The 5,169-nt window shown below is 70.3% G+C and carries 4 protein-coding genes; 2 read left to right on the top strand and 2 right to left on the bottom strand.

Annotated elements, in window-relative coordinates; all coding sequences use genetic code 11:
- Window positions 1-187: 187 nt before the first annotated feature.
- Together AB0Q99_RS34135 and AB0Q99_RS34130 are read right to left on the bottom strand one after the other, a co-directional pair.
- Entirely contained in the window at window positions 188-1,855 is a 1,668-nt protein-coding gene (locus tag AB0Q99_RS34135) for a zinc-ribbon domain-containing protein (protein ID WP_363578133.1), read from the bottom strand.
- Between the two features lie 264 nt (window positions 1,856-2,119).
- Window positions 2,120-2,335, bottom strand: a complete 216-nt coding sequence (locus AB0Q99_RS34130) for a hypothetical protein (RefSeq protein ID WP_363578131.1) — start codon at window positions 2,333-2,335, stop codon at window positions 2,120-2,122.
- Between the two features lie 163 nt (window positions 2,336-2,498).
- On the opposite strand from AB0Q99_RS34130, the gene AB0Q99_RS34125 reads away from it, so the two are divergent.
- Both AB0Q99_RS34125 and AB0Q99_RS34120 read left to right on the top strand, forming a co-directional pair.
- Window positions 2,499-2,687 carry a hypothetical protein gene (locus AB0Q99_RS34125; protein ID WP_363578129.1) on the top strand — a complete coding sequence of 63 codons (189 nt, stop codon included), beginning with the start codon at window positions 2,499-2,501 and terminating at the stop codon, window positions 2,685-2,687.
- Between the two features lie 148 nt (window positions 2,688-2,835).
- Window positions 2,836-5,076, top strand: coding sequence for a hypothetical protein (locus AB0Q99_RS34120; protein ID WP_363578127.1), 2,241 nt, complete (start codon window positions 2,836-2,838; stop codon window positions 5,074-5,076).
- Window positions 5,077-5,169: the final 93 nt, after the last annotated feature.

Raw genomic sequence — 5,169 nt, 5'->3', positions numbered from 1 at the left:
CCAGACGGTCTGGATCAACGAGCCGAAGCAGGAGACAGAACCCGCTCAACAGTCCATATAGCAACAGACCGTCTCATTTGACTTGACAGCTTCCGGTGGCTCTCGCCGCTGCTGGACTATGCGCCCACGGCAGCACCATCTTCCCGTCCCCGCGCCTGGGGAGGTAGCTCAAGCACCAGCCCAGGCGTCACCACGAGCCCGGCAGCCGGCGCTCCGACACCCACTGCCTCACGCGGCTGATCACGCCATCGGGGTTGGGAGCGGTGGAGTGGACGACGAACTCGGTGTAGCCGGGGTCGTCGATCGGCAGGGCCGGGAGGGGATGTTCGCGCAGCCGGGCGACGAGGTAGCCGGCGGCGAGCAGGTCGCGGGACTTCTCTTCATCGACATCGGCCTTGTCCGCGTGCCAGTAGGAGCCGTCGTACTCGATGGCGAGCTTGTGTCCGTCGCCGAGTTCGACCGTGATGTCGACGTGCCAGACGCTTCGCCGGACGAACGCGCCGTGGCGCACGGCCTGGCCGGAGGCGGCCTTGCCGAAGGCGCGCTCCGCCGCCTCGTGGTGGTCCAGTTCGATCTGCGACTTGCCGTGCTCCCTGCACTCGGGGCACCCGCTGCCAGCGGCGCGGGAGGGCAGGGAGGCCTGCCACACGTGCTCAGGGATGGCGGAGCATACCCAGGTCGGGACGAACACGGTCTGCCCAGACGGCCCTACGTGCCAGGCGGAGACCGGGTTCACCGGCGACCACTCGGTCGCGAGGTCCGGGAAGTGGAAGGCGAGCGAGTCCAGGATCGTGCGGCACTCGGGGCAGCGCAGACGCTGGCCCTTGTCCCGCTGCTCCGGCGTGTCCTGCCACTCATGGCCGCAGCCGGGGTCGCGCCACCACACGGTCCTGCGTGAGCGCGGGGACAGCTTGGCCAGACTGATGCGCCCGTTGAGGGTCGGGTGCCACTGGGAGGCGATCTCCGGGCTGAGCCGGAACGGGGCCGGATCGGCTTCGACGGCTTCCAGGCCGGCCGTGCGCGTCTCCTGGCTCCGGCAGGACGGACAACCCGACCGGAGGTAGGTGTACGGCGACACCCGCGGGTGGTGCCCGCTCGGACAGCGGAACCGGTGCAACCGGCCGTACCCGGAGACCGGGACGGTCCGGGGGTCCTCATCGTCGGCCCACGCGGCGAGCAACTCGGGCACGTCGGCGACCGGGGTCCCCTGGTAGCGCTCGTACTCAGCCTCCCACTCGGCCCGGCGCTTCGGCTCGCACGAGGGGCACTGCGCCCGGTGGATCATGTCGTGGACTCGGGCGGTGAATTGCAAGCCGCAGTCGGGGCAGCGCCAGGCCGCCTCGCGGCGGGCTGTGACGGTGACGGTCTCCCACTGTGAGAGGTCGTTCGCCTCGTGGTCCCACCATGCGAGGACGGCGAGCCCGGAGTCCTTGAGCAGGGCCCGCTGCTTCTGCCCGGGCGGGTTGGGCGTCTGTCGTGCGCGGCTCGGGTTGGTCTGGCACCGGCAGCCGAACGCGATGTCCCCCATCCGTTCGGCGGCGAGACGGTTGCAGTACCGGCACCGGACGTGATGAGGGTCGTCGCGGTAGGACGGGTCGGTCAGTGCTGCCAGGTAGTCGTAGCCGTGTTGCTCCGCGTGCTCCCTGGCCTCAGCCGCGGGGACCGGCGTCAGATCCGCGTACGCGCCGTGGCGCCGTCGTTCGTCCTGCGCCCACTGGCGCCAGTAGCACGCCCGGCAGGTCGCCTCGTCCTCCGCGTTCTTGGAGACCGTGTACTCGAATCGGTAGTGGGCCTCGCAGCCACACGTCAGGCACCGGGTCAGACGCCACGCCGTCGGCTTGGCGAACGGCTCCAACGGCTCCAGGCCGCCGACGCGGAGGATGCCTGTGATGTGATCGTCGCACCAGGCATCGCGCGAACGCGTCCGGTACGCGGTCGGCTGCGAACAACCAGGATCCGAACACAGCTGAACCGGCTTCCCGGGCGATATAGGGCTCACCTGCAGGATTCTTTCATGGTCACGCGCTGTTCCACGGGGCGGGGCCCGTGCAGTACGTCTACGATCCTTGGTTTCTCCCCACCGTGGCGGGTACCGCGATCGGCCAAGATCACTGACTGCCTACACTGACCCGATGCCCCGTTTCGTGATCAATATGCCCACCATGTCGAGGGTCACGGCGCTGTTCGTCGCGGGCGCGCTCCTCGGCATGGCCACGGCGTGCGGCACCGGGCTGTCGCCCGACGCTGCGCCGAACCCGTCCTCCGTGGCGGCCTCGTCATCCGCACTGCCGTTGTCCGTCCCACCGCTGTCGCCCGTGCCGATGGCGGCTTCCACTCCGCCGGCCCCGGCCCGGACGTCCTCGCCGACCGCACCCCTGGCCGGCACCGCTCCAGCACCCACCGGGAGCGGCGGGACCGGGAAGCCGACAGCGACGGCCGGCCCGGACGGAGACTCCCCTGGGCGGCATGACGGGAGCAACTACGACAACCTCTCCCCTGTGGGTAAGGAAGCGCACGACACCGAGAACTGCGCCCAGATACCCGGCAAGAAGAAGGGAAGCTGCAACGAACCCCACCGCAAGTGCCGCGAGGCCGGCGCCACCGCCACCTCCTCGAAGGGCCTGGCCCTCACCTGCCGGAGCTCTCCCAAGGACGGGCGCCTGCGCTGGCTCACCGCGGGGGAATGACACCGACGCCGCCCGGGCGGACAGGAGATCACCGGCCAGGCGGGGCCGCTTGCCGTCGTCCGCAGGACGCATGTGGGAACAGCGTTCTCGGCTGACCTTGTCGGTGCCCTCATCTAGGCTCGCAAGCCGAGACCGATAGGGGAGTCACGTGCTCGACTGTGCTCTGACCGCAGATGTTCCGCTCGGCCCGTTCGAGGGCACGCCCGTCACCGTCTATTCGGCCAAGGGCAAGAACGCCAAGCTCCATGCTGCGACGACGTGCGCCCAGCTGCGTGCCCGTGACATCACGACGGCCCAGGTCCCGTTGAACGCGGAGACGATCGGCCGGATGTGCTCGCGCTGCGCGCAGTGGGGCGCGTGGGTGCGCCCGGAAACCGGCCTGGGTGTTTTCCTCAAGGAACTCGGAGGGATCGGCCTGTTGTACCAGCTGCGATCCCACACCGGGCCGGACGAGGACACCTGGTGGGACGAGAGCGAGGTCCAGGCCGCCGCAGACCTGCTGCGCACCGAGCCCGCAGTCGACCCTGACAGCGAGGAAGCGGACGGCGACGACGAAGAGGCGCGCGACGACGCCGAGCACGTGCGGGACAGCGTGTTCTCCGCCTGGCGGGATGCGGCGAAGAGCCTGCACCGGGCCCAGGCCGCTGCCGAGATGTTCCCCTGGCTCGCTGACTGGGCGGAGCCGAAACTGGCCGTGAAGAAGGAGCACCTGGAGACGCTGCGTGTGCAGGCTGCACGGTTCGTCGACCCGGACGGACTCCTGACCGGCGCGGCAGCGGCACTACTGGACGAGCCGGACCTGCCCACCGACGATCCGGCGCTGACGGCGATCGGCACGCGGGAGGAGATCAACAGGGGACTGAAGGCACTGTGGCGGGACTGGCAGCGCAAGGCCGAAGCCGGCTGGGGCCGGCCGAGTGAGCGCTCGTACATCTCCTACACGCTCACCCACGGTATGCGCTCCAACCGCAAGGGCTACGCACAGGCATGTTCCGCCGCTGACGAGCTGGTCGCGTCCTGGGAGGACCTGGCGCGTGCCGCAGCTGCCGGGGCCGAGCCCGCGCCGATCTTGCTGGTGACCGCGCACCTGTCGGAGGTCGCCGACGACTCCTCGCACCGGTACGAGCGGGGATTCCTCAGCGAACTCGACAATTGGACCACCGGCGTTCTCGTCACCTACCTCGCCACCGCCGACTGGGCCCGGCGCACCCTCACCCTGCGGGTCCCGCCCCTTATCGCCGGCCGACTTCTCGACTCCCGCGCCTCCCTCCTCGACTGCGAACCCCACACCACCGCCACGACCGAAACGACGACCGGTACCGGGGCCGAAACGGCCGTGGCCCACATCAGGCCGGGGATCTTCGACGACACCCCCGTCCGTGACCGCCAGTCGCTCGCCGCCGACCACGTGCGCGCGCTGCGCGCCGTCTCGGCGGGTGACGACCAGCTGTACCTGGTCTTCTCTCCGGACGGAGGACCGGGGGTCTTGCCACTGGCGGTCGTGGAGAGGCGGCTGGCCGCCGGGTGGCGCGGAACCATCATCGCCGGAGCCTCGGACCTGCCGGCGAGCGTCATCGAACCGTGGATCCGGGAAGTCGGGCCTCGTCCCGACGAAGACGACGGGGAGAGCGTCTGGCCCGCCCCCGTCCGCGATCCGCACGATCCGCGGTTCGGAGAGGACCTCGGTCTCGCAGACGGCGCCCGCATCACCGCTCGCCTGAGGTACTGGAGGGAGAACCCTGAACAGGAGCTGCGATGCCTGGCCATGGCACGCGGCGCGGCGGACCTGCGCACTCTCGACGGCGGCCCCGACCGCGACGGCCGCCGCCGTACCGTGTCCAGCGCGGTGTGGCACGGCCTGCTGGTCAGCGCCCGCCGCCTTCGCCTCCAACCGTTCGAGCAGCCCGGCACCGACCGGTGGCACGGCGGCAGCGGAATCCCGCTGGGCGTCCTCGCCGATGTACAGGTCTACACCACCGATGCCGATCCTGGCTGGCAACGCAAGGGCCACTCACCGTTCTGCTCACACTCCGGAGAACGCGGCGTCACCGAGCACGACGACCTGCTGCGCATCGCGGACCTCCTCGCCCGCGACGACTTCGACTGGTGCAGCAAGTGCGACGGCTTCGCGGTACGGCGACTGACCGACACCCAGCTGTCCTACTACCGGGCGGCCCACCGCCTCCACGACGTCGCCCGGAAGCTCGACCGGGACTCGGGCACCACGCACCCGACCGACTGGGAAGCGCTGGCCGTTCAACTGAGCGAGCTGTCCGACTGGCACCCGATCGGCGAGAAGTACTGGGACGCCCCGGAGTCGTGGCGCTGGAGCGAGATCATCCGCGACCTCCGACGGCGCCTTGAGGCAGCCCGCCGCCAGACCTCCTGACGAAGAGCCCGACTGCACGGGGGTGCCCTGCGCACCGCCGCCCAGGTCACCGAGACCAACGACCGCCTGCGCGCGCTGGGCGACCTGCTCTCC

This window comes from Kitasatospora sp. NPDC086791 (genome assembly GCF_040685975.1).
Taxonomy (GTDB): domain Bacteria; phylum Actinomycetota; class Actinomycetes; order Streptomycetales; family Streptomycetaceae; genus Kitasatospora.
Note: the sequence above shows the minus strand (reverse complement) of the source record. Positions and strands in the feature narration are given on the sequence as shown.